The 21,843-nt window shown below is 72.5% G+C and carries 22 protein-coding genes; 20 read left to right on the top strand and 2 right to left on the bottom strand.

All coding sequences use genetic code 11. The annotated features are described in order from the left end of the window. Positions 1 to 119 precede the first annotated feature (119 nt). The 16 genes from rbfA (at position 120) to ACFQWG_RS06590 (ending at position 16,969) form a co-directional block, all read left to right on the top strand. Positions 120 to 584 carry a 30S ribosome-binding factor RbfA gene (rbfA, locus tag ACFQWG_RS06665; RefSeq protein WP_380973442.1) on the top strand — a complete coding sequence of 155 codons (465 nt, stop codon included), beginning with the start codon at positions 120 to 122 and terminating at the stop codon, positions 582 to 584. Position 585: 1 nt separating this feature from the next. Further along, positions 586 to 1,563 carry a tRNA pseudouridine(55) synthase TruB gene (truB, locus tag ACFQWG_RS06660; protein WP_380973439.1) on the top strand — a complete coding sequence of 326 codons (978 nt, stop codon included), beginning with the start codon at positions 586 to 588 and terminating at the stop codon, positions 1,561 to 1,563. Between the two features lie 34 nt (positions 1,564 to 1,597). Next, complete coding sequence (locus ACFQWG_RS06655) at positions 1,598 to 2,587, top strand: bifunctional riboflavin kinase/FAD synthetase (RefSeq protein ID WP_380973436.1); 990 nt, start codon at positions 1,598 to 1,600, stop codon at positions 2,585 to 2,587. 174 nt (positions 2,588 to 2,761) lie between these two features. Continuing rightward, positions 2,762 to 3,031, top strand: a complete 270-nt coding sequence (rpsO, locus tag ACFQWG_RS06650; protein ID WP_291497007.1) for a 30S ribosomal protein S15 — start codon at positions 2,762 to 2,764, stop codon at positions 3,029 to 3,031. Positions 3,032 to 3,244: 213 nt separating this feature from the next. Beyond that, positions 3,245 to 5,602, top strand: coding sequence for a polyribonucleotide nucleotidyltransferase (locus ACFQWG_RS06645; RefSeq protein ID WP_291497009.1), 2,358 nt, complete (start codon positions 3,245 to 3,247; stop codon positions 5,600 to 5,602). A gap of 142 nt (positions 5,603 to 5,744) precedes the next feature. Continuing rightward, a complete protein-coding gene (locus tag ACFQWG_RS06640; protein WP_380973432.1) occupies positions 5,745 to 6,371 on the top strand; it encodes a hypothetical protein in 627 nt (208 codons plus the stop codon). Continuing rightward, positions 6,347 to 7,717, top strand: coding sequence for a M16 family metallopeptidase (locus ACFQWG_RS06635; protein ID WP_380973429.1), 1,371 nt, complete (start codon positions 6,347 to 6,349; stop codon positions 7,715 to 7,717). Before ACFQWG_RS06640 ends, ACFQWG_RS06635 begins: the two co-directional genes overlap by 25 nt. 34 nt (positions 7,718 to 7,751) lie before the next feature. After that, positions 7,752 to 8,495, top strand: a complete 744-nt coding sequence (gene dapB, locus ACFQWG_RS06630; RefSeq protein WP_380973427.1) for a 4-hydroxy-tetrahydrodipicolinate reductase — start codon at positions 7,752 to 7,754, stop codon at positions 8,493 to 8,495. After that, positions 8,492 to 9,061, top strand: a complete 570-nt coding sequence (locus tag ACFQWG_RS06625; protein ID WP_380973424.1) for a GNAT family N-acetyltransferase — start codon at positions 8,492 to 8,494, stop codon at positions 9,059 to 9,061. Before dapB ends, ACFQWG_RS06625 begins: the two co-directional genes overlap by 4 nt. A gap of 89 nt (positions 9,062 to 9,150) precedes the next feature. Then, positions 9,151 to 10,062: a 4-hydroxy-tetrahydrodipicolinate synthase gene (gene dapA / locus ACFQWG_RS06620; protein WP_380973421.1), complete on the top strand. Its 912-nt coding sequence runs from the start codon at positions 9,151 to 9,153 to the stop codon at positions 10,060 to 10,062. A gap of 71 nt (positions 10,063 to 10,133) precedes the next feature. Next, on the top strand, positions 10,134 to 11,825 hold the full coding sequence (locus ACFQWG_RS06615) for a ribonuclease J (RefSeq protein WP_380973418.1): 1,692 nt from the start codon (positions 10,134 to 10,136) through the stop codon (positions 11,823 to 11,825). Between the two features lie 28 nt (positions 11,826 to 11,853). Beyond that, entirely contained in the window at positions 11,854 to 12,798 is a 945-nt protein-coding gene (locus tag ACFQWG_RS06610; RefSeq protein WP_380973415.1) for a PfkB family carbohydrate kinase, read from the top strand. A 74-nt stretch (positions 12,799 to 12,872) separates the two neighbouring features. Continuing rightward, positions 12,873 to 15,476: a DNA translocase FtsK gene (locus tag ACFQWG_RS06605; RefSeq protein ID WP_380973412.1), complete on the top strand. Its 2,604-nt coding sequence runs from the start codon at positions 12,873 to 12,875 to the stop codon at positions 15,474 to 15,476. Positions 15,477 to 15,528: 52 nt separating this feature from the next. Further along, a complete protein-coding gene (pgsA, locus tag ACFQWG_RS06600; protein ID WP_380973409.1) occupies positions 15,529 to 16,167 on the top strand; it encodes a CDP-diacylglycerol--glycerol-3-phosphate 3-phosphatidyltransferase in 639 nt (212 codons plus the stop codon). Between the two features lie 239 nt (positions 16,168 to 16,406). After that, positions 16,407 to 16,724 carry a helix-turn-helix domain-containing protein gene (locus tag ACFQWG_RS06595; protein WP_380976266.1) on the top strand — a complete coding sequence of 106 codons (318 nt, stop codon included), beginning with the start codon at positions 16,407 to 16,409 and terminating at the stop codon, positions 16,722 to 16,724. A 17-nt stretch (positions 16,725 to 16,741) separates the two neighbouring features. Continuing rightward, positions 16,742 to 16,969 carry a DUF3046 domain-containing protein gene (locus ACFQWG_RS06590; RefSeq protein ID WP_380973406.1) on the top strand — a complete coding sequence of 76 codons (228 nt, stop codon included), beginning with the start codon at positions 16,742 to 16,744 and terminating at the stop codon, positions 16,967 to 16,969. Positions 16,970 to 17,023: 54 nt separating this feature from the next. Here ACFQWG_RS06590 and ACFQWG_RS06585 read toward each other — a convergent pair whose 3' ends face one another. Next, positions 17,024 to 17,227: a helix-turn-helix transcriptional regulator gene (locus tag ACFQWG_RS06585; RefSeq protein WP_380973403.1), complete on the bottom strand. Its 204-nt coding sequence runs from the start codon at positions 17,225 to 17,227 to the stop codon at positions 17,024 to 17,026. A gap of 4 nt (positions 17,228 to 17,231) precedes the next feature. Further along, positions 17,232 to 17,618, bottom strand: coding sequence for a hypothetical protein (locus ACFQWG_RS06580; RefSeq protein ID WP_380973400.1), 387 nt, complete (start codon positions 17,616 to 17,618; stop codon positions 17,232 to 17,234). 387 nt (positions 17,619 to 18,005) lie between these two features. Here ACFQWG_RS06580 and recA point away from each other — a divergent pair, with 387 nt between their 5' ends. The 4 genes from recA to miaB are packed head-to-tail and all read left to right on the top strand — an operon-like array spanning position 18,006 to position 21,829. After that, a complete protein-coding gene (gene recA / locus ACFQWG_RS06575) occupies positions 18,006 to 19,127 on the top strand; it encodes a recombinase RecA (RefSeq protein ID WP_380973397.1) in 1,122 nt (373 codons plus the stop codon). Positions 19,128 to 19,140: 13 nt separating this feature from the next. Beyond that, positions 19,141 to 19,740 carry a regulatory protein RecX gene (locus ACFQWG_RS06570; protein WP_380973394.1) on the top strand — a complete coding sequence of 200 codons (600 nt, stop codon included), beginning with the start codon at positions 19,141 to 19,143 and terminating at the stop codon, positions 19,738 to 19,740. 4 nt (positions 19,741 to 19,744) lie between these two features. Beyond that, entirely contained in the window at positions 19,745 to 20,227 is a 483-nt protein-coding gene (locus tag ACFQWG_RS06565; RefSeq protein WP_380973392.1) for a CinA family protein, read from the top strand. Between the two features lie 45 nt (positions 20,228 to 20,272). Then, positions 20,273 to 21,829 (top strand): tRNA (N6-isopentenyl adenosine(37)-C2)-methylthiotransferase MiaB, encoded by a 1,557-nt coding sequence (miaB, locus tag ACFQWG_RS06560; protein WP_380973389.1) that lies wholly within the window; start codon positions 20,273 to 20,275, stop codon positions 21,827 to 21,829. The last annotated feature ends 14 nt before the right edge of the window (positions 21,830 to 21,843 follow it).

The following is a 21,843-nucleotide window of genomic DNA, read 5'->3' as shown; positions in this document are numbered from 1 at the left end:
CTCGGGGATGTCGATGACGTCCCCGAGGGCGCGGTGCCGCGCGGTGACCACGTACCATGGAGGGCCGTGAGCTCGGGAGCGTCCGGGCCGGGACAGCGCCGATATCAGGAGGAGGCCGCATGGCGGACCAGACACGCGTTCACAAGGTCGAGGACCGGATCCAGCAGACCGTCGCGCGCCTGTTGGGACGCCGCGTCAAGGATCCGCGGCTCGCGCCGGTGACGATCACGGACGTCCGGGTGACCGGCGACCTCCAGCATGCCTCCGTGTTCTACACGGTCCTGGGCGACGGGCCGGAGCGCGAGGCCGCGGCGCGGGCCTTCTCCTCGGCGGCCGGCATCCTGCGCTCCGAGGTGGGCCGCGCCCTGGGCATCCGGCTCACCCCGACGCTCGAGTTCATCCCCGATGCGCTCCCGCAGGCCGCCGCCTCCCTGGAGGAGGCGCTGGAGGCCGCGCGGGCCCGCGACGAGGAGATCGCGCGGCGCTCGCAGGGCGCTGCCTTCGCAGGGGACCCGGACCCGTACCGTCGCGACGAGGACGGCCCCGCTCCCGACGAATCCGGGGAGAGCGGGGGCATCCGCTGAGATGACCGGGAGCGAAGCGCCGCGCACGCCCTCGGGGCTGCTGGTCGTCGACAAGGACGCGGGGCTCACCAGCCACGACGTGGTCGCCCGAGTGCGGCGCCTGGCGCGGACCCGCCGGGTGGGCCACGCCGGCACGCTCGACCCGATGGCCACCGGCGTGCTGGTCGTCGGGATCGACCGGGCGACGCGGCTGCTGAGGTGGCTGACAGCGGACTCGAAGACCTACGAGGCCACGATGCGGCTGGGCCAGACCACCTCCACGGACGACGCCGACGGTGAGACCGTCGGGCTCCGGGGCTGCTCCGGACTCTCCGACGAGGCGCTCGAAGCGGCGATCGCCCCGCTGCGGGGCGACATCTGGCAGATCCCATCCGCGGTCTCCGCCATCAAGATCGGGGGGCGGCGCGCCTACGCGCTCGCGCGCGAGGGAGTCGAGGTCGACATCCCCGCCCGTCCCGTCCGCGTCGGCAGGCTCGATGTCGTCGGCGTGCCGCGGGAGCAGACGATCGCCCCGGAGGCGCGGCCCGTTCCGGTCACGGATGTCGACCTGCATGTCGAGTGCTCCTCGGGGACGTACGTGCGTGCGCTCGCCCGCGACATCGGGTCGGCGCTCGGCACGGGCGCCCACCTCACGCGCCTGCGCCGCACCGAGGTCGGGTCTTTCACGCTCAGCGATGCGGAGACGCTGGCGGAGCTCACGGCCCGCGTCGAGCGCGGGGAGGCGCTGCCCCTCATCGGGCTGGACACCGCGGTCCGGGCGATGTTCCCGGACCTCGTGCTCGACGAGGACGAGGCCATCCGTTTCTCCCACGGCCAGGCGCCGCGTCGCGACCCGGCGGCCCTGGAGGCGCTGCGCGGATCGGCGGGGGAGGGGCCGGTGGGCGTCCTCGCCCCGGACGGGGCCACTGTGCTGGGACTGGCCCGGATCGAGGGCCCGGAGGGCGGGGCGGGCGCGCTGAGGACGGTCCTGGTCTTCTGACCGGGGCGGCGCCACACAGAGAAGGGGACTGCGCGTGAAGATCTGGACCGAACTGGAACAGGTGCCCGGCGACGAGCGCTCGGTGGTGACGATCGGCAACTTCGACGGGATGCACCGAGGGCACCGCAGCATCATCGGGACATGCGTCGGGCACGCGCGTCGCAAGGGGGTGGATGCGGTGGCCTGCACCTTCGACCCCCACCCCTCCCAGGTGCATCATCCCGAGGCGGGGATCCAGCTGATCACCCCCCTCAGCGACCGGCTCGACGCGATGGCCGGGGCGGGACTGGACGCGACGCTCGTCGTCCACTACGACGCCTCGGTGTACACGCTGGAGCCCGAGGAGTTCGCGGTCCAGTACCTCGTCGAGCGCTTGGGCGCCCTCGAGGTCGTGGTGGGGGAGGACTTCCGCTTCGGGCGCCACAACGCCGGCGACGTCGACACCCTGCGGGCGATCGGGCGCCGGCACGACTTCGACGTCGTGGTCGTCGCGGACATCCGCGACCAGGACGGCCGCAGGTGGTCCTCGTCATGGGTGCGCGAGCTGCTGTCCCAGGGCGACGTCGCCGGGGCAGCGCGCGTGCTCGGGCGCTTCCACCGCATCCGCGGCGTCGTCGAGCACGGGTTCAAGCGGGGGCGGGCGCTGGGGTTCCCCACCGCGAACCTCGGCTCGGGGATCGAGGGCGTGGTGCCCGCCGATGGGGTGTACGCCGGATGGGTCGTGCGCGAGGTGCCGGGCACGACGGCGCGTGAGTTCCTCCCGGCCTCGATCTCGGTGGGCTCGAACCCGCAGTTCGACGGGGTGAGGCGCACCGTGGAGGCCCATGTGCTGGGGCGCACGGATCTCAATCTGTACGGCGAGCGCATCGCCGTCCACTTCGTCGACCGGATCCGGGCGATGACGGCCTTCGACTCCGTGGAGCAGCTGCAGGACCAGATGGACGACGACCTGCGGCGCACGGCGGCGGTCCTGGGCGTCGCGGTGTCGGGCCGCGTCGACCCCGCACAGGTGAGCGCCCAGTAGGCGCGCGGCATGGGGCGTGCGGGATCTCACCCCGCCGGGCGCCGTGGGGCGGCTCACGGCGCCCGGATGCGCCAGAGCGCCGTGCTAGCCTGGGCACGCCGTTCGATCGGCCGCGGACAGTCATGCCCGGGGACAGCCCCGGTGCTCCGCGCAACGAGACATCAAGGAGCTCACGTGCCGCTGACCAAGGACGTCAAGGACCAGATCGTCGCCGAGTACGCCACCCATGAGGGCGATACGGGCTCCCCGGAGGTCCAGATCGCGCTGCTCACCCAGCGCATCAAGGATCTCACCGAGCACTTCAAGTCCCACCCGCACGACCACCACTCGCGTCGTGGTCTGATGCTGCTGGTCGGACGCCGCAAGCGCCTCCTCGGCTACCTGGCCGGCATCGATATCGAGCGCTATCGCTCGCTGATCGAGCGCCTCGGCCTGCGTCGCTGACCCACCCCGGCCCGGTTCCCCATGGTTCCGGGCCGGTTCCACAGCGGGCGCGGGGCCGACCGGCCCCGGCCCCATCCGGACACCGCGCTGCAGTGGGCGGTTTTCGACAGTGGCTCACGGACCCGGGCGGATCTCCCCGACCGCATGCCGTGGGCTTCGATCGAAGGCCGGCACCAGGCGCGATACCACCTCATCCAAGGAGAATCACGCCACATGATGGAAGGCCCTGACATCGTCGCCGCAGAGGCGACGATCGACAACGGTCGCTTCGGGAAGCGCACGGTGCGTTTCGAGACGGGGCGCCTGGCCCAGCAGGCCGCGGGATCCGCGGTCGCCTACCTGGACGACGAGACCATGGTGCTCTCGGCCACGACGGTCGGGAAGCACCCCAAGGACCAGTTCGACTTCTTCCCCCTGACGGTCGACGTCGAGGAGCGCGCCTACGCCGCGGGACGGATCCCCGGATCGTTCTTCCGCCGCGAGGGACGCCCCGGCACGGAGGCCATTCTGGCCGCCCGCCTCATCGACCGCCCCCTGCGCCCCGGATTCGTCAAGGGGCTGCGCAACGAGGTCCAGGTCGTGGAGACCGTCCTGTCGGTCCATCCCGATGACGCCTACGACGTCCTGGCCATCAACGCGGCCTCGATGTCCACCCAGATCGCGGGCCTGCCCTTCACCGGGCCGATCGGCGGCACCCGGCTGGCTCTCATCGACGGCCAGTGGGTCGCGTTCCCGCGCTGGTCCGAGATGGAGCGCTCGGTCTTCAACATCACCGTCGCGGGGCGCATCGTCGCCCACGAGGACGGAACCGACGACGTCGCGATCATGATGGTCGAGGCCGGCGGCGGCGAGAACGAGTGGGATCTCATCCAGGCCGGCGCCGTGGCGCCGACGGAGGACGTGGTGGCCGACGGCCTGGAGGCCGCGAAGCCCTTCATCCGCGCCCTGTGCCTCGCCCAGATGGAGATCGCGTCCAAGGCCTCCAAGGAGACCGTGGACTTCCCGCTGTTCCTCGACTACACCGACGAGCAGTACGCGGCGGTCGAGTCCTGGGTCGGCGACAAGGTGGCGAAGGCTCTTCTCACGGAGGGCAAGCTGGCCCGCGACGAGGCCGTCGACGCGGTGCGCGCCGAGATGCTCGAGGCGCTGCTGGCCGACCGCCCGGAGGAGGAGAAGGAGCTCAAGGCCGCCTTCCGCTCCCTGGAGAAGCAGACGATCCGCATGCGCACGCTGCGCGAGGGCGTCCGCATGGACGGGCGCACGCCCACCCAGATCCGGTCGCTGTCCGCCGAGGTCGAGGTCGTGCCCCGCGTGCACGGCTCCGCGCTCTTCCAGCGCGGCGAGACCCAGATCCTCGGCATCACGACGCTGGCCATGCTCCGCATGGAGCAGCAGCTCGACAACCTCTCCCCGGTCTCGGCGAAGCGCTACATGCACCAGTACAACTTCCCGCCCTTCTCCACCGGCGAGACGGGGCGCGTCGGCTCCCCGAAGCGCCGCGAGATCGGGCACGGGGACCTGGCCGAGCGCGCGCTCAAGCCGGTGCTGCCCAGCCGCGAGGACTTCCCCTACGCCATCCGCCAGGTCTCGGAGACGCTGGGGTCGAACGGCTCCTCGTCCATGGGGTCGGTGTGCGCCTCCACCCTGTCCCTGCTCCAGGCCGGCGTGCCGCTGCGCGCCCCGGTCGCGGGCATCGCGATGGGCCTGATGACCGGCGAGGTCGACGGGGAGAGGAAGTCTGTCACCCTCACCGACATCCTGGGCGCCGAGGACGGTTTCGGCGACATGGACTTCAAGGTCGCGGGCACGACGGACTTCGTCACCGCGCTCCAGCTGGACACGAAGCTCGACGGCATCGACTCCGACGTCCTGCGCGGCGCTCTGGCCCAGGCCCGCGACGCGCGGCTGGTGATCCTCAACCTCATCAACCAGGCGATCGACGGCCCCGACGAGATGTCGCCCACCGCGCCGCGCATCATCACGGTGCAGGTGCCGGTCGACAAGATCGGCGAGGTCATCGGTCCGAAGGGCAAGATGATCAACCAGATCCAGGAGGACACGGGCGCGGACCTCACGATCGAGGACGACGGCACCGTCTACATCGGGGCCTCGACCGGCGAGGCCGCCGAGGCGGCCCGGGCGCTCGTCAACCAGATCGCGAACCCGCAGATGCCCGAGGTCGGCGAGCGCTTCGTCGGCACGGTCGTCAAGACCACGTCCTTCGGCGCGTTCGTCTCGCTGACCCCCGGCAAGGACGGCCTCCTGCACATCTCGCAGGTGCGTCGCCTGGTCGGCGGCAAGCGCATCGACTCGGTGGACGACGTCCTCCAGGTCGGCCAGCAGGTCGAGGTCGAGATCGCCGAGATCGGCGATCGCGGCAAGCTGTCGCTGCACGCCGTCGTCGACGGGGAGGCGGGCGAGGCCGAGGAGTCCCACGAGGGCGGCCGTGAGCGCGCCCCGCGGGGCGAGCGGGCCGAACGCCGCGAGCGCCGCCCGCGTACCCGCTCGCGTCGTCACCATGACGATGAGGGCGAGGCGCCGGCGTCGGAGGAGAACGCCTCCGAGGACTGAGCGCGCGACCGATTGAGCCTCTGTGCTCTGCCGACGGGCCCGCAGCCATCTGGCTGCGGGCCCGTCGTTCGGGCGGCCGGGGCCCTACACTCGGAGGAGTTGCCCGATGAGTGCCCGATCCCAGATACCAGGAGGTGCGCACATGCGCCGCTTCACGGATTCCGTCCTGTTCCTGGCGTTGTTCGCCCTGGACGCCCTCGCCTGGCTGATCCTCGACCTCACCGGCGGCATCGAGGCCGCCGACCCGGGTCGGATCGCGCCGATGACCTTGGGCGCCGTCATCGTCATCGCGTGCCCGGCTCTGCTCGTCACCGGCGTCCTCGCCCTGGCGCGGGCGCTGACGGGCGCGGCCCCGCGCAGGTTCTACGTCTGGGCCCTCGGAGCGTCGGTGCTGGGGTCGGTCGTCGCCTGGGCCGCGGGCGTGACGGCCACCGCCCAGGGGATCGAGGTCGGCCTCAGCTGGATGGCCTGGTTCTTCGGCATCCAGGCGGTGGCCTGCGTCGTCGGCCTCCTCGTCGCCCTGACCGGCGGCATCGAGCGTCCGGCTAAGAAAGCTGCCGGCAGCGCCTCCGAACCGGAGAAGACGGCTGAGGCGCCCTCGTCGCCGGCGGCCGTCTCCGAGACCGAACCGGTCGGGGAGGACGAGGCCACGCCCGCCCCGCACGAGGGGCCGGAGCCGGGGATGCCGGATGGGGCGCCAGGCTCGGACGCGCCCGGTGACGCGGCGCGCCAGGCGGCGCCGACATGGACGGAGGACCGGCAGGCGTGACCCGCATCGCACCTCCCCAGGCCGATCCCCTCGACCTGCCGGTGGAGGGACCGGACCTCACCGCCTCCCTGGAGTTCGACGACGGGGACACGTGTGTGCGCCGCACCGTCCTGCCGGGAGGCGTGCGCGTCCTCAGCCAGGACGTGCCCGCCACGCACTCGGTCGGCGTGAGCCTGTGGGTGCCGGTGGGCTCCCGCGACGAGACCCCGGCGCACGCCGGATCCACCCACTTCCTCGAGCACCTCCTGTTCAAGGGGACCGCTCGGCGCTCCGCCCTGGACATCGCGGTCGCCTTCGACGCGGTGGGGGGCGAATCCAATGCGGAGACCGGCAAGGAGTCGACGAACTACTGGGCGAGGGTGCGGGACCAGGACCTCGGGATGGCGGTCGACGTCCTCACGGACATGGTGGCCGCCTCCCGGATCGACCCCGCGGACTTCGACCTGGAGCGCGGCGTCATCCTCGACGAGCTGGCGATGGCTGAGGACAGCCCCACCGAGGTCGTCCACGACGCCTTCGCCGCCGCAGCGATGGGGGACACGCCCCTGGGCCGGCCCGTCGGAGGGACGCCCGAGGCGATCCGCGCCATCGGACGCGACGACGTGTGGGAGCACTACCGCTCGGCCTACGGTCCGGGCACCCTGGTCGTCGCCGTGGCGGGGCACGTCGACCACGACCGGCTGCTCGACGAGGTCGCGGCTGCGCTGGAACGCGCCGGATGGGCCGGTGGCGCGGGCGGGCCGCGGCCGCGCCGGCCGGAGGACCCCGCCGAGCCGGTCGCCGGCGCGTCCCAGGCGCGCGAGATCGTGCGACGCCGCGAGGTCGAGCAGGCTCATGTCGTCGTCGGCTGCCCGTCCATGCGCGCGGGGGACCCCCGCCGTCGCGTGATGTCGGTGCTGCTCGGCGTCCTGGGAGGATCGATGTCCTCGCGGCTGTTCCAGGAGGTCCGCGAGAGGCGGGGGCTCGCCTACTCGACGTACGCCTTCGACTCGCCTTTCGCCGACACCGGTTTCTTCGGCATGTACGCGGGCACCGCGCCCGAGAAGGTCGGGCAGGTCGAGGACATCATGAGCGCCCAGCTGGAGTCCCTGGCGTCGGACGGCCCCACGGAGGAGGAGATGGCGCGCGTGCGCGGGCAGCTCCGCGGCGGGCTCGCGCTCGGGCTGGAGGACAACTGGTCCCGGATGGCGCGGCTGGGACGCGCCGAGATGCTCGGCCGCTACTACACGGTGGAGGCGACGCTCGCGGGGCTCGACGCCGTGGAGGCCGAGGATGTCAGGGGGCTGGCCGGCGAGCTGGCAGCCGGACCGCGCAGCCGCGCGCTCGTGCTGCCGGCGGAGCCGTGAGCCGGGATCGGCGTCGGCAGACGGAGGAGGACATATGGTGAAGGTGGCGGTCATCGGCGCAGCCGGGCGGATGGGCTCGACGGTGTGCGAGGCCGTGGAGGCCGCGCCCGACTTGGACCTGGTCGCGCGCATCGAAGCGGGCGACGCCCTGGACCCAGGAACGCTGGCGGGGGCGGACGTGGCGGTGGACTTCACACGTCCCGAGGTCACGGAGGCCAACGTCCACGCCTGCCTGGACGCTCGCATCCATGCGGTCGTGGGCACCACGGGCTGGGGGCCCGACGCCCTGGAGCGGGTGGGCGCCCACGCGCGGACGGCTGGGCGGTCGGTGCTGATCGCCCCCAACTTCGCGATGTCAGCGGTGCTGGCCATGCGCTTCGCCGCGATGGCGGCGCCCTACTTCGAGAGCGCCGAGGTCCTCGAGATGCACCATCCCGACAAGGTCGACGCCCCCTCCGGCACGGCGGCCGCCACCGCCCGGGGGATCGCGGCGGCTCGAGCGGAGGCCGGGATGGGCGCGATGCCCGACGCCACGCTCTCCGATCCCCTGGGAGCCCGCGGCGCCCGCATCGACGGCGTGCCGGTCCACGCCGTGCGCCTGCGCGGTCTCACCGCGCATGAGGAGATCCTCCTGGGCAACCCGGGCGAGCAGTTGGTCATCCGCACGGACTCCTTCGACCGCGTCTCCTTCATGCCGGGCGTCCTCTTCGCCGTGCGCCATGTCGGCGAGCGCCCCGGGCTGACGGTGGGGCTCGACGCCGCGATGGGGCTGGCATGACGGACCGGCGCCGCGTCGCGGCCCGTCCCGACCGGTCGGTGCGTCCGGCCGTGGCCGAGGACGCCGATGCGGTGGCGCGCATCCAGGTTCGCGGCATCCGGGCGGCCATCCAGGCGGGCCTGGGCCCGCAGGGCGAGGCGCCCGTCCTCTCCACCGGGGCCGTGCGCGAGCGGTGGAGGACGACGCTGGAGGCCGCGGCCCCGTCGGGCTGCCACACGCTTGTCGCGCTCCACGGCGGCGCGGTCGCAGGCTTCCTCTCCTGCGCGCCCGGTCCCGCCCTCGGCCCTGCGCCCGGGGACCAGGGGGACGTCCCGGCGGGCACGGACATCCTCGCCCTCGAGGTCCTCCCCGACTTCGCCCGGTCCGGCCATGCCTCGCGCCTGCTGTCCGCCCTGGTCGACATCGCCCGTCCGCACGTCCTGCGCGTGTGGGTCACCGCTGGGGACGACGCGCACACGCGCTTCTACCAGGGCGCCGGGTTCGCCCCGGCGGGCCTGCGCCGCCGCCTGGCAGTCGGAGGGCGGGCCGTCACCGAGCACCTGTGGTGGTCGAGGCTGTCCGGGTGAGGGCCCGCCGCACCGGGTCCCGGGCGATCGGGCGACCCCATGATGAACACCGCTCCCCGGGTTCGGGCGCGTCCTCTACGCTGACGGTCATGAGCACCGTCGCACCCACCGGGACCCCGGACCGCACTTTCGGCACGCTCGCGCCCGCGATGATCACCCCGTTCCACGCCGACGGGTCGCTGGACGCGGACACGGCGCAGGTCCTGGCCCGCCGGATGGTCGACCAGGGGTGCGACGCGATCCTGCTGTCGGGCACCACCGGGGAGTCGCCGACCACGCACCAGCCGGAGAAGGACGAGCTCACGCGCTCCGTCGTGGAGGCCGTGGGCGATCGGGCGTTCATCCTGTGCGGAGCGGGCTCCAACGACACGGCGCACGCCGTGCGCATCGCGCAGAACGCGCAGGCCTGCGGCGCAGACGGCCTGCTGGTCGTCTCCCCGTACTACAACCGGCCGTCCCAGGCCGGCCTGGTGGCCCACGTCCGCGCGATCGCGGAGGCCACGGACCTGCCGATCATGCTCTACGACATCCCGGGGCGCACGGGCCTCGCCTTCTCCGACGCGGCGCTCGACGAGCTGGCCACCCACCCGCGCATCCGCGCCGTGAAGGACGCCACCGGCCAGGTGAGCCGGGGCGGGGAACGGATGCGCCGAACGGGGCTCGCCTACTACTCGGGGGACGACGGGCTCAACCTCGCCTGGCTCGTCGAGGGGGCGTCGGGCTGCCTCTCGGTCGTCGCGCACGTGGCGGCCGCCCACTACCGGCGCCTCATCGACCTGGTCGACGCCGGGGAATGGCTCGAGGCCCGCGAGCTCGCCCGCACCCTGGCCCCCCTGGTCCGCGCGGTCATGGGAGGCGGCCAGGGCACGGTGATGGCCAAGTGCGCCCTGCATCTCCAGGGGGTCCTGCCCGATCCCGCCGTCCGGCTCCCGCTGGTGGCCCCCGCCCAGGAGGAGACCGCCGCTTTGAGGGAAGCGATGGAGGCCCTGGACCTGCTGTGACGTTCCGCCCGACGAGGGCGTCCCTGCGATCCGGGACCGGCGCGCGGCGCGCGTCGTGGCAGAATCGTCCCATGAGTCCCCTTTACGACAATCTGGCCGAGCCTGCCCCGCTGGCTGACGGCGCGCTGCGCGTGATCCCGCTGGGAGGCCTCGGAGAGGTCGGGCGCAACATGAACGTGCTCGAGCTCGACGGCCATCTGCTCATCGTCGACTGCGGCGTCCTCTTCCCCGAGGAGACCCAGCCCGGGGTCGACCTGATCCTCCCGGACTTCTCGTGGATCGAGGACCGCATGGACGATGTGGTCGGGCTGGTCCTCACCCACGGGCATGAGGACCACATCGGCGCCGTCCCCTACCTGCTGAAGCTGCGCGACGACATCCCGATCTACGGGTCGGACCTCACCCTGGGCTTCGTCGCCCCCAAGATCCGCGAGCACCGCCTTCCCGCGCCCGAGCTCCACGTCGTCGCCGAGCACGACCGCGTCCGCGTGGGGCCCTTCGACCTGGAATTCGTCGCCGTCACCCACTCGATCCCCGACGCCCTGGCCGTGTTCGTGCGCACCTCGGCCGGCAAGGTGCTGATCACCGGCGACTTCAAGATGGACCAGCTGCCGCTCGACCACCGCCTCACTGACCTGCGGTCCTTCGCCCGTTTCGGGGAGGAGGGCGTCGACCTGTTCATGGTCGACTCGACCAACGCGGAGGTCCCCGGTTTCATCGCCCCCGAACGGGAGATCGGACCGGTCCTGGACCGGACCTTCGGAGAGGCTCCGGGGCAGATCATCGTCGCCTCCTTCAGCTCCCACGTCCACCGGGTCCAGCAGGTCATCAACGCGGCCTCCCACCACGGGCGGCGCGTCGCCCTCATCGGGCGATCGATGGAGCGCAACATGCGCATCGCGGAGGAGAAGGGGTACCTCACGGTCCCTGAGGGCGTCCTCATCGAGTCCTCGAAGATCGGCGACCTGCCTCCCGAGAAACGGGTCTATATGGCGACCGGCTCCCAGGGGGAGCCCATGGCGGCCTTGTCCCGCATCGCGCGGGGCGACCACCGCTTCGTCCACATCGAGCCCGGCGACATGGTGGTGCTGGCGTCCTCGCTGATCCCCGGCAACGAGAACTCGGTGTACCGCGTCATCAACGACCTCACCCGCCTGGGGGCGCGCGTCGTCCACAAGGCCAACGCGAAGGTCCACGTCTCCGGCCACGCCGCGGCGGGCGAGCTCATCTACTGCTACAACATCGTGCAGCCGAAGAACGTCATGCCGATCCACGGCGAGGTCCGCCACTTGGTGGCCAACGGGCAGCTGGCCGTCAAGACCGGCGTGCCGCCGCAGAACGTCGTGCTGGCCGAGGATGGCGTCGTGGTGGATCTGGCCGACGGGCAGGCGCGTGTGGCGGGCGCCGTGCCCTGCGAGTACGTCTACGTCGACGGCCGCTCCATCGGGGAGATCTCCGAGGACGAGCTGGAGACCCGGCGCACGCTGGGCACAGAGGGGTTCGTCAGCGTCTACGCGGTGGTCGAGCACGACACGGGGACCGTCCTCGCCTCCCCGACGATCCGCGCCATCGGCATGGCCGAGGACGACTCCGTCTTCGACGAGGTGCTGCCCGACGTCGATGCGGCCCTCCGGGAGGCGGCCGCGCCCGGCGGGGTGGATCCCTACGTCCTCCAGCAGGCGATGCGCCGCGTCATCGGCCGGTGGGTGGCCCGCAGGCTGCGTCGCCGCCCGATGATCGTGCCCGTGGTCGTCGAGCAGTGACCCGGATCGCGGACGGTACGGTGGGGGCATGACCGGGCGTTTCATCTCGACCCACTCCGTCGTCCTCACCATCCCCCTGCACATCGACCATCTACCCGAGAGGGGCGCCTCCGAGCACGCGGACACGGCGACCTCGCAGCCTGGCGGGGGCTTCACCGCCCTGGCGGCCGTCGCGGCGCTCGGCGTGCCGGCCGCGATGGTGTCCCCCCTGGGGACGGGGCCCAACTCCTTCGCCGTGCGGCGCCAGCTGGTCGAGGCCGGCGTCGAGATCCTCACCGAGGAGCTGGTCGGCGACATCGGCGTGGCGATGACCCTGGTCGAGGCGGACGGCTCGACGACGTCCGTCGTCACCTCGGGGGTGGAGTCGGAGCCCTCCCGCCGGGTGCTGGACCGCGTCGAGCTGCGCCCGGGCGACCTGGTGCACGTCGCGGGGGCCGACCTCACCCGCGAGACCAGCGCCGAGGTGCTGTCCAGCTGGGCCGCCGGGCTCCCCGGCGAGGTCACGCTCGTGCTGTCCGTGTCCCCGGCTGTCGACCAGGTGCCGGTGTGGGCGTGGAAGAAGCTGCTGCGCCGCGCCGACGTCGTGACGATGAACATCCGCGAGGCCTCGACGCTGGGACGGATCCTCGCGTCCTCGGAGCCGGGAACGGGCGTGCGCCATGTGCTGCGCCCCGAGGCGGCTCTGGTGCGCCGCCTGGGGGTCATGGGGTGCGAGGTCCAGGCGGACGCCGCCCAGGCTCGCGTCCAGATCCCGGCCTTCGACTCCGTCGTCGTGGACACGGCGGGTGTGGGGGACACGCATATCGCCGTGATGTGCGCGGGGATCCTCGCCGGCATGGATTTGGTCGGCGCCTGCCGGATGGCCAACGCCGCGTCGGCGCTGACGATCTCGCACGAGTCCGCGCTCCCGGTGCCCACCCGCGATCAGATCGACCAGGTGCTGGCCGAGGGCGGAGTCACCTACTCCTACTGACCGGACCCGAGTCGCGGGCCCGGCGGCGCGCCAGACGCCCGCTCCTCCCGCGGCCGCGGTAGCGTCGAATCACCATGGCCCACACACCATCAGCGAAGAAGTCACGGACGGGCGGCGCAGCCTCGTCCGGAGCCCCGGTGCGCCCGGGAGCGCTCGCCCGTCTGTTCGCCGCCTCGGCCGCGGGAGCGCGGAGCGCCTGGGCGCGCTGGCGGAGCGTCGATCCGCAGGCGAAACGCGACTCCTGCGCCTTCCTATGCCTCGCCCTCGCCGTCGTCGTCGCCCTGCGCGAGTGGTTCGGGATCTCCGGGCAGGCGGGCGCCCTCATCCACCACGCGGTGGCCGGGGCGGTGGGCCTCTTCTCGGTCGTCGTGCCGCTGGCGCTCGTCATCCTGTCCGCGGACCTGTTCCGCGCCCGCGGCGGGGGCGAGTCCTACGCGGTGCCCCATCACGTCGCGGGGGGGACGGGAGCGGCGCTCGCCCTGACCGGATTGGTCCACGTCTCGGCCGGGAACCCGTCGCTGCGCCCCATCGGGGCGATCGAGCGCGCCGGGGGGGTGGCGGGGTGGTTCGTCGGCCGCCCGCTGGCCAATCTTCTGTCCCCCTGGGGCGCGGCCGCGGTCCTTGTGCTGCTGCTCGTCTACTCGGTGCTGCTGGCGACCCGCACGCGCGTCGCCGACATCCCGGACCGGTGCCGTGAGGCCCTCGCCTGGTTCCGCCGGCGGCCAGCCGGGAAGGCGGATGCGGGCGAGGGGGGCGCCGGGGCCCGCAGGCGGCGCCGCAACCGCGAGCAGCTGGCGACCGGGGACGATCCTGTCCTGGACGCCTATGACGCGGACGAGGCCTTCCGCCGGGCCCACGACACGACCGCCGTGTGGGAGGGAGACGCGCATCCTGCCGCGCCCGAGGAGCCGGCGCCGCCCTCGTCGGCAGACGAGGCGCCCACGGAGGCGATCGAGGCGGTGGGGGAGGTGCTTCCCATCCCTCCGACCAGCGCAGATCCTGGTCTGCCGACCCAGCCGGAGCTGGACGAGTCGATCGCCTACCAGCTGCCCGACGAGGATCTCCTCGTCCGCGGCGCCCCGCACAAGACGCGCTCGGCGGCCAACGACCACGTGGTCGAGGCCCTCCAGCAGGTGCTCTCCGAGTTCAACGTCGACGCCCGGGTCACGGGCTTCTCCCGCGGGCCGACGGTCACGCGCTACGAGGTCACGCTGGGACCGGGCGTCAAGGTCGAGCGCATCACGGCGCTGTCGAAGAACATCGCGTACGCCGTGGCCAGCGCCGATGTCCGCATCCTCAGCCCCATCCCCGGGAAGTCGGCCATCGGCATCGAGATCCCCAACACCGACCGGGAGACGGTCGCCCTGGGCGACGTCCTGCGCTCCGGGGCGGCCAGGCGGAACCACCATCCGCTCATGGTCGGCGTCGGCAAGGATGTCGAGGGCGGCTACGTGGTGACGAACCTCGCGAAGACCCCGCACCTCCTGGTCGCCGGCCAGACCGGCTCCGGCAAGTCGAGCTTCGTCAACTCGATGATCACCTCGATCATGATGCGGGCCACCCCGGCGCAGGTCCGCATGATCCTGGTCGACCCCAAGCGCGTCGAGCTCACCGTCTACGAGGGCATCCCGCATCTCGTCAGCCCGATCATCACCGATCCGAAGAAGGCCGCGGAGGCGCTGGAGTGGGTCGTGCGGGAGATGGACGCCCGCTACGACGATCTCGCGACCTACGGGTTCAAGCATGTCGATGATTTCAACAAGGCGGTGTCCTCCGGACAGGTGAAGGCGCTGCCGGGCCTCAACCGGGAGCTCCACCCCTACCCGTACCTGCTGGTGGTCGTCGACGAGCTCGCGGACCTCATGATGGTCGCCCCGCGCGATGTCGAGGCCTCCGTCCAGCGGATCACGCAGCTGGCGCGCGCCGCCGGCATCCATCTCGTGCTCGCCACCCAGCGGCCGTTGGTGGACGTGGTGACGGGGCTGATCAAGGCCAACATCCCCTCGCGCCTGGCCTTCGCGACCTCGTCGCTGGCGGATTCGCGCGTCATCCTCGACCAGCCGGGCGCCGAGAAGCTCGTCGGACAGGGCGACGCGCTGTACCTGCCGGCGGGCGCCGCCAAGCCGCTGCGCGTGCAGGGGGCCTGGGTCACGGAGTCGGAGATCCACGCCGTCGTCGCCCACGTGAAGTTGCAGATGGAGGCTCATTATCGGTCCGATGTCGTGGCCCCGGCCAAGCAGGCGAAGGTGGCGGAGGACATCGGGGACGATCTCGACGACCTGCTCCAGGCCGCGGAGCTCGTCATCTCCACGCAGCTGGGCTCGACCTCGATGCTCCAGCGCAAGCTGCGGGTCGGCTTCGCCCGCGCGGGCCGTCTCATGGACCTGTTGGAGTCGCGCGACATCGTCGGCCCCTCCGAGGGGTCGAAGGCCCGTGAGGTGCTGGTTCCCCCCGAGTCGTTGCCCGAGGTGCTGGCGATGCTGCGCGGGGAGACCCCGCCGCCCGAGGCGCCTGCGGGAAACGAGGCCGGCGCTCCCCGGGACGCGCAGGACGAGGCGGGCGGCGTCCCTTCGGCGGGCGACCCGTACGCGGGGCACGACTTCGGAGGGCAGGGGCCGCGGTTCGAGGACGAGGAGTCCGAGGACGGCGAGGACGCCTGGCAGCTGACCGGCCGATGACGCCGGCGCCGGGCCGGCGGGTCGGGCCTGCGCGGCGGGTAGGATCGACGGGATGAATGAGTCGAATGTGTCCAGGCGCCAGGAGCCCGGCGTTCCGGTGGTGAACGTGCCGAACGCCCTGACGGTGCTGCGCCTGGTGCTTGTGCCCGTCTTCGTGTGGCTCATGGTCCGCGACGGCGAGGGCGCCCGGTGGTGGGCCCTGGGGGTCTTCTGCGTCGCAGCGGCGACGGACCAACTCGACGGGCACATCGCACGGGCGCGGGGTCTCATCACCGATTTCGGGCGCATTGCGGACCCGATCGCGGACAAGGCGCTGACGTTGGGCGCCTTCGTCATGCTCAGCGTCGACGGTCTGGTGCCCTGGTGGTTCACCGTCCTGGTCGCCGTGCGCGAGCTGGGGATCACGGCGCTGCGTGCCGTCCTGCTGCGCCGGGGGATCGTGGTCTCGGCGAACAAGGGCGGCAAGCTGAAGACGGTCCTGCAGATCCTGTTCATCACCCTCATGCTCGTGCCCTGGGCCGCGTGGCTCGCGCACGCGGGCCTGGGGGTGCGCGGCGGCCTGCCGGAACCCGTCTTCTGGATCGCCTGGGCCGTCGGGGCGGCGGCGCTGGCTCTCACGTTGTGGTCGGGCGCCGTGTACTGCGCCGAGGGCGTCCGCCTGTCCCGGGCGGGCGGCGGGGCGCGGGCGTGACCGTTCGCCGGGCGGATCCTGCTCGCGGCGGGTTAGACTTGAGCCATGGAGACGCAACTTACACGGGTCCGGATGTCGGACGGTGGAATAGCGCCGATGGAGGGGACGTTGAGATGGTCATGACGAACAGGACTCCCTCCAGGAACATGTCGGTCCGGGCCACCCGGCCCGCGCCGAACCGGCCCGTCGGGGATCTGCGCATCCGGGCCCTCAACACGAAGAAGGAGGACGCCCGGACGATGGCCGCGACCGATCCGACTGCGCAGCCTCTCCTGCGCCGGGAGATCGGCGACGTCCTACGCACCGTGCGCCAGCAGCAGCGGAGGACTCTGCGCGAGGTGTCCTCGCAGGCCCAGGTGTCGCTGGGATACCTCTCCGAGGTCGAGCGCGGGCAGAAGGAGGCGTCTTCGGAGCTGCTCGAGGCCATCACCGGCGCGCTCGGCGTGCCGCTGTGGTTCGTGCTGCGGGAGGTGTCGGACCGCATGGCCGCCGCCGATCGCGCACTGGTCCCGGACACCGTTCCGGACGACCTCATGCCCGTCGCCCTCATCGGCTGAACGGCCGGGCCGGGTCGGTGACGCTCTCCGAGTTCTGGGACGCCCTGGAACGGGTCTTCGGATCCGTTCTGGGGCGTTCTCTCGTCGCCGACCTGTACCTGCCGGGCCTGCGCGCCACGGCGCAGGAGGCTCTGGATGCCGGGCGCGCCCCGGACGAGGTCTGGGAAGCGCTGGTGCGCGAGTCCGGCCGGGGCGAGGAGGCGCGCTGGGCCCATCGCCGCCCCCTGAGGAAGGGGGGGCGCTGACGGTTCCCGGCCGCGTTTCCGGCACCGGCGGACCGCAGTGGGGCGGCCGGACCCTCACGGTCCGGGCGGATCCGGGGTGAAGACGTCCTCGACGCGCAGGCCGAAGGCGGCGGCGATCTGGAAGGCCAGGGGAAGGGAGGGATCGAAGCGCCCCTTCTCGATGGAGATGATCGTCTGCCGGCTCACGCCGAGGATCTCGGCGAGCCGCTCCTGGGAGAGCCCCTCGTCCTGGCGCAGTCGGCGCAGCCGGTTCCTCATCGTCTCACCGGTGCGTGCGGATGAGGTAGCTGACGGCGAAGAAGAGCGCCGCGATCGCGAACACGGCGACGAACGTCCACGACACCGGTTCCGGGGCCCACAGGCCCGCCGTGGCCGCTCCGAGTCCGCAGAGGACGAGGGCAGCGTGGAACGCGTCCTCCGCGGCCCGCGAGTACCAGGGGCTCTCCACGCTCGCCTCCGGGTGGGGGAGAGCGCCGGGCAGCGTCGACCTGTCGACGATGAGCGCCCAGACCAGCGGGATCGCGCAGGGGGCCAGGGACGCCGCCAGGATCGCGACGGCCATCCACGTGGCGGGCCCCTCGGGGTTGCCGAGCACGACCTTCGGAGCTGCGAGGCCGAGGGCGAGGAGCAGGCCGACGGGCACGGCCACGCGCAGCGCTGGAACGCCGCCCGCCTTCGCGCGCCCGAACCGGTTCGCGTCGTGCCGTCTGCGTGGGGGACATCGTCCGCCTCTCGTGCGGGTATGCGTCCGGCCGAATCTGTCAAGCGAGCTTTACGTACGCGCCCATGTGATGTCAAACGTCCTTGACGTCGCGCCGTGTCTGCGGCGTGTCGGGGCGCATCGAACAAGCGTTCCATCTACGCTGTCCACCAGATGCGACTGGGGCGCGTCCCGTCCACAACCGGATGAGGCGCGCGACCCAGGTGCCGATGGTCGGGCATACCGTCATCCATGCGCCCCGGAGAGGGGACCGCATGACACCAGACCAGCCAAATCGGGTGGGCCGGAGAGGCCCCAGGACGCGAGGAGACCACAATGGCCAAGGCGATGGCGCGCGCGGGCGCGAACGGGACCACGGATCGGAACAAGGCCCTGGAACTGGCCCTGTCCCAGATCGACAAGCAGTTCGGCAAGGGCTCCGTCATGCGCCTGGGGGACGAGGTCCATGCCGGCATCGAGGTGATCCCCACGGGCTCCCTGGCCCTCGACGTGGCGCTGGGCATCGGCGGGCTGCCGCGGGGCCGCATCGTCGAGATCTACGGTCCCGAGTCCTCCGGCAAGACCACGCTGGCCCTCCACGCGGTGGCCAACGCGCAGAAGGCCGGGGGCAACGCCGCCTTCATCGACGCAGAGCACGCCCTGGACCCCACCTATGCGAAGGCGCTGGGGGTGAACACGGACGACCTCCTGGTCTCCCAACCCGACACCGGCGAACAGGCCCTGGAGATCGCGGACATGCTCATCCGGTCCGGCGGCATCGACATCATCGTCATCGACTCGGTGGCGGCCCTGGTCCCCAAGGCGGAGATCGAGGGCGAGATGGGCGACTCCCACGTCGGCCTCCAGGCGCGCCTGATGAGCCAGGCCCTGCGCAAGCTCGCGGGCGTGCTCTCCTCGACCAGGACGACGGCGATCTTCATCAACCAGCTGCGCGAGAAGATCGGCGTCTTCTTCGGCTCGCCGGAGACGACCACAGGGGGCAAGGCCCTCAAGTTCTACGCGTCGGTGCGCATCGACGTGCGCCGGATCCAGACCCTCAAAGAGGGCGACCAGGCCGTCGGCAACCGCACGCGGGCGAAGGTCGTGAAGAACAAGATGGCCCCGCCCTTCAAGCAGGCCGAATTCGACATGCTCTACGGCAAGGGAATCTCCCGCGAGGGCTCCATCATCGACATGGGAGTCGACAACGGCATCATCCGCAAGTCCGGTTCCTGGTTCACCTACGGGGACGACCAGCTGGGGCAGGGCAAGGAGAACGTCCGTCAGTTCCTCGTCGACAACCCCGCGCTCGCCGATGAGATCGAGCACAGGATCCTGGTGGCCGTCGGCATCGCCGCAGACCCCGAGCAGAAGGGCGGGGACGAGCCGTCATCGGCGGCGGGGACCGCGGGCGGCCCGGGCGCGGAGGCCGATCCGTCCGAGGATGCCGGTTTCTGAGAGGGAGGAGCCGGTGGTCCGCTACGTCGATCCGGAGACCCATCCCGAGGGGCAGGAGGAGGCCGACCGGAGGCGCACGACGCCCGGGGAGAGACTCGCCCGGGCGCGTGAGCGCAATGCGGCGCTGACGGGCGCCGCGGCGGTGGAAGCGGCCCGAGAGGTGGCACTGCGCCGGCTCGACGCCCGGTCCTGCTCGCGCGGGGAGCTACGCCAGTTGATCCTCCGGCGGGGCTTCGCGCCGTCCGTCGCCGAGGACGTCCTGGACAGGCTGGAGCGCGTCGGCCTGATCGACGACACCGCCTATGCCGCGGCCCTGGTGCGCGACCGGTTCCGTTCGGGCAAGGTGGGGCAGGCCGTCGCCGAGGAGCTGCGTCGCAGAGACGTCGGCGACGGCGACATCGCCCGAGCCATGGCCCAGGTGGGCCGCGACGACCAGTATGCCCGTGCCGAGGCCCTCGTGGCGGCCCGGCTGCGCTCGATGCGCGGGATCGGCCGCGACGCCGCCTTCCGGCGCCTCACCGCCATGCTCGCACGGAAGGGATACCCGGGCGACGTGTGCGTCTCAGTCGTCACCGAGGCGCTCAACGGCCGCGATGCGGAGGATCTAGCCTGAGGTCATGTCCGTCGATGCCACCGCGCTGGTCCGTCTGCTGATCCGCCGCCGCCTCACCATCGCGACCGCGGAGTCCCTGACGGGCGGCGCGCTGTGCGCCCGGATGGTCGACGTGCCCGGCGCCTCGGAGACGGTGCGCGGAGGGGTGTGCGTCTACGCGACCGAGCTCAAGGCGCAGGTGCTGGGCGTGGACCCCCGGCAACTGGCGCGCACCGGCCCTGTCGACCGGGAGGTCGCCCTACAGATGGCGCGCGGGGCGCGCCGCCTGATGGGCGCGGACGTCGCGCTGTCGACCACCGGCGTCGCGGGGCCCGGTCCCTCCGACGGCCGTCCCGCAGGCACGGTGCACATCGCCTGCGTGACCCCCGAGCGCGAGGTCCACCGCGAGCTGCGTCTGCCGGGCGACCGCTCCTCGGTCCGCGCAGGCAGCGTGGAGGCCGCCCTCAGCCTGCTCGCGGACGCGCTCGGCGTCGAGGGGCGGGCCTGAGGAGGGCGGGACGCCCTCGTCCATCCCCCGGGTAGAATCTCGCGGGTGAGCGACACCGCTATCCCGACGACCCCTCGCCTCCGCGCCTCGTCCGGCTCCCCCGTTCGCACCTACGCGGTGCGCACGCTCGGCTGCCAGATGAACGAGCACGATTCCGAGCGCATGGCGGGCCTGCTTGAGGCCGAGGGCCTGCTCCCCGTCGAGGAGGTCCCGGACGCGGCCGCCCGCGCGACCGAGGCCGGAGACATGGGCGCCGACGTGGTCGTCATCAACACCTGCTCGGTGCGCGAGAACGCCGCCACCCGGCTCTTCGGCAACCTCGGCCAGCTCGCCGCCGTCAAGCGCGCGCGGCCGGGCATGCAGATCGCGGTCGGGGGATGCCTCGCCCAGCAGATGCGCGACGGGATCCTGGAGAGGGCGCCGTGGGTGGACGCCGTGTTCGGCACGCACAACATCGACGTCCTGCCCGCCCTGCTGCGCCGGGCCGCGCACAACCGCGAGGCCGCCGTCGAGATCGAGGAGTCGCTCAAGACCTTCCCCTCGACGCTGCCGACGCACCGGGAGAGCGCCTCCTCGGCCTGGGTGTCGATCTCCGTGGGGTGCAACAACACCTGCACCTTCTGCATCGTGCCGCACCTGCGCGGACGGGAGCGCGACCGCCGTCCCGGCGAGATCCTCGACGAGGTGCGCGCCGTCGTGGCCGAGGGAGCCCTCGAGGTGACGCTGCTCGGGCAGAACGTCAACTCCTACGGGGTGGGCTTCGGCGAGCGCGGCGCTTTCGCGCGGCTCTTGCGCGAGGTCGGGGCGACACCCGGACTGGAGCGCGTGCGCTTCACCAGTCCCCATCCGGCTGCCTTCACCGACGACGTCATCTCCGCGATGGCCGAGACTCCCGCCGTCATGCCGAGCCTGCACATGCCGCTGCAGTCGGGGTCGGACGCCGTGCTGCGCCAGATGCGCCGCTCGTACCGCCGCGCCCGGTTCCTCGGCATCCTGGAGCGCGTGCGCGCCGCGATCCCCGACGCCGCGATCACCACGGACATCATCGTCGGCTTCCCCGGCGAGACCGAGGACGACTTCCGCCAGACCCTCGAGGTCGTCGAGCAGGCGCGTTTCTCCGGCGCCTTCACCTTCCTCTACAGCCCCCGGCCGGGCACGCCCGCCGCCGACAGAGCGGATCAGGTGCCCCCCGAGGTCGCCTCCGAGCGCTACCAGCGCCTCGTCGCCCTCCAGGAGCGCATCTGCGCCGAGGACAACGCCGCCCTCGCGGGCCGCGAGGTCGAGGTGCTCGTCGCCGAGGGCGAGGGGCGCAAGGACGCCGGCACCCACCGGATCTCCGGTCGCGCGCGCGACAACCGGCTGGTCCACGTCGCCCTGCCGGCCGGACTCGATCAAGAGGCCCGGCCCCGGCCCGGCGACGTCGTGCGGGCGGTCGTCACCCACGGCGCCCCGCACCACCTCATCGCCGACTCGGCGCTGACGCCGGGGGGCCTGTTCGCCGTGCGCCGCACCCGCTCGGGCGACGCCTGGCAGGCCCGCCAGTCCCGCGAGGAGGATCCGCGGGTCGCCCTGGGCATGCCGCGGCTGCGCGCGGAGGCCTGACTCGGCCCGCCGGC

Source organism: Schaalia naturae (assembly GCF_042665795.1).
Lineage (GTDB): Bacteria > Actinomycetota > Actinomycetes > Actinomycetales > Actinomycetaceae > Pauljensenia > Pauljensenia naturae.
The sequence above is the reverse complement of the archived record's forward strand: the minus strand, read 5'-3'. Positions and strand labels throughout refer to the sequence as shown.

Bases quoted from the DNA above. Each gene is read 5' to 3' on its own strand.
- rbfA (WP_380973442.1), top strand. From the start codon at position 120: ATGGCGGACCAGACACGCGTTCACAAGGTCGAGGACCGGATCCAGCAG.
- truB (WP_380973439.1), top strand. From the start codon at position 586: ATGACCGGGAGCGAAGCGCCGCGCACGCCCTCGGGGCTGCTGGTCGTC.
- ACFQWG_RS06645 (WP_291497009.1), top strand. From the start codon at position 3,245: ATGATGGAAGGCCCTGACATCGTCGCCGCAGAGGCGACGATCGACAAC.
- ACFQWG_RS06640 (WP_380973432.1), top strand. From the start codon at position 5,745: ATGCGCCGCTTCACGGATTCCGTCCTGTTCCTGGCGTTGTTCGCCCTG.
- ACFQWG_RS06635 (WP_380973429.1), top strand. From the start codon at position 6,347: ATGGACGGAGGACCGGCAGGCGTGACCCGCATCGCACCTCCCCAGGCC.
- dapB (WP_380973427.1), top strand. From the start codon at position 7,752: ATGGTGAAGGTGGCGGTCATCGGCGCAGCCGGGCGGATGGGCTCGACG.
- ACFQWG_RS06625 (WP_380973424.1), top strand. From the start codon at position 8,492: ATGACGGACCGGCGCCGCGTCGCGGCCCGTCCCGACCGGTCGGTGCGT.
- dapA (WP_380973421.1), top strand. From the start codon at position 9,151: ATGAGCACCGTCGCACCCACCGGGACCCCGGACCGCACTTTCGGCACG.
- ACFQWG_RS06615 (WP_380973418.1), top strand. From the start codon at position 10,134: ATGAGTCCCCTTTACGACAATCTGGCCGAGCCTGCCCCGCTGGCTGAC.
- ACFQWG_RS06610 (WP_380973415.1), top strand. From the start codon at position 11,854: ATGACCGGGCGTTTCATCTCGACCCACTCCGTCGTCCTCACCATCCCC.
- ACFQWG_RS06605 (WP_380973412.1), top strand. From the start codon at position 12,873: ATGGCCCACACACCATCAGCGAAGAAGTCACGGACGGGCGGCGCAGCC.
- pgsA (WP_380973409.1), top strand. From the start codon at position 15,529: ATGAATGAGTCGAATGTGTCCAGGCGCCAGGAGCCCGGCGTTCCGGTG.
- ACFQWG_RS06595 (WP_380976266.1), top strand. From the start codon at position 16,407: ATGGCCGCGACCGATCCGACTGCGCAGCCTCTCCTGCGCCGGGAGATC.
- ACFQWG_RS06585 (WP_380973403.1), bottom strand. From the start codon at position 17,227: ATGAGGAACCGGCTGCGCCGACTGCGCCAGGACGAGGGGCTCTCCCAG.
- recA (WP_380973397.1), top strand. From the start codon at position 18,006: ATGGCCAAGGCGATGGCGCGCGCGGGCGCGAACGGGACCACGGATCGG.
- ACFQWG_RS06565 (WP_380973392.1), top strand. From the start codon at position 19,745: ATGTCCGTCGATGCCACCGCGCTGGTCCGTCTGCTGATCCGCCGCCGC.